1 protein-coding gene is annotated in these 1,168 nt (G+C 54.0%); it reads right to left on the reverse strand.

Annotated elements, in window-relative coordinates:
* Positions 1–124: 124 nt before the first annotated feature.
* Positions 125–1,105, reverse strand: a complete 981-nt coding sequence (locus ACZRMS_RS26260; protein WP_106117533.1) for an IS5 family transposase — start codon at positions 1,103–1,105, stop codon at positions 125–127.
* Positions 1,106–1,168 lie beyond the last annotated feature (63 nt).

Raw genomic sequence — 1,168 nt, forward strand, 5'->3', positions numbered from 1 at the left:
GGATGCTCCGATCAACTTGCTGCGCGGCGGCCGCAAGTCGTAATTTGCACGGCACGCAGCGCTATTTGCTCAAAACGACCTGATGCAGTGTTCATCGAGGGCGTTTTTCGCCCGGTTTTCCATGTTAAGCGCGCAACTCGCCCATACCCATCAGTTGTTTTCGAGCCATCCACAGGTTCGACAGGGCGAACAATGTGGTCAACTGAGCCGTGTTTTTCATCAGCCCACGAAAGCGCACTTTCACGTACCCAAATTGGCATTTGATCACCCGAAACGGATGTTCGACCTTGGCCCGTGTCTGGGCTTTGCAGTACTCAATCTTGCGCTTGGCCTTGTAGAGCACGCTGCGTTTATTCAACTTGGAATAGGTGCTGCGGCGCGCCGCGATTTGCCAGATCACTTCACGATTTTCATGCTCTTCACGCTTCTCAACGCCGGTGTATCCGGCGTCTGCATACACTGCATTTTCTTCGCCATGCAAAAGCTCGGCGACCTGTGTGACATCGGCGACGTTGGCGGCGGTGCCGTGGACGTGATGAACCAAGCCGGACTCGACATCAGCGCCAATATGGGCCTTCATTCCGAAGAAATACTGGTTACCTTTTTTGGTCTGATGCATCTCGGGGTCGCGCTTTCCCTCTTCGTTTTTAGTCGAACTGGGAGCATGAATAATGGTGGCATCGACGATAGTGCCCTGACGCAGAGACATGCCTTTGCCCTGCAAATAACCATTGATGACCGCGAGGATTGCAGGTGCAAGCTGATGCTTTTCCAATAAGTGCCGGAAATTCATGATCGTGGTGTCTTCAGGTATCGGGGCGCTCAAGGTCAAACGTGCAAACTGGCGCATGGGCGTGATTTCGTAGAGCGTTTCTTCCATGGTCGGATCGCTCAGGGAAAACCAATTCTGCAACAGATGAATACGCAGCATGGTTTCCAGAGGATAGGGTTTTCTGCCGCCACCGGCCTTGGGGTAGAACGGCTCGATCAGGCCCAGCAGACCCGTCCAGGGCACGACCTGATCCATCTCGGCGAGGAAGCGTTCGCGGCGTGTCTGCTTGCGCTTGCCGGCGTATTCGAAATCGGAAAAGCTCATCTGGCTCATAGGCGGCTCGGATCAGGTGGTCAGGCGTATTTCAGCACATTTGAAAACTTGTTCGGAGATTCC

This window comes from Pseudomonas sp. B424 (genome assembly GCF_055408345.1).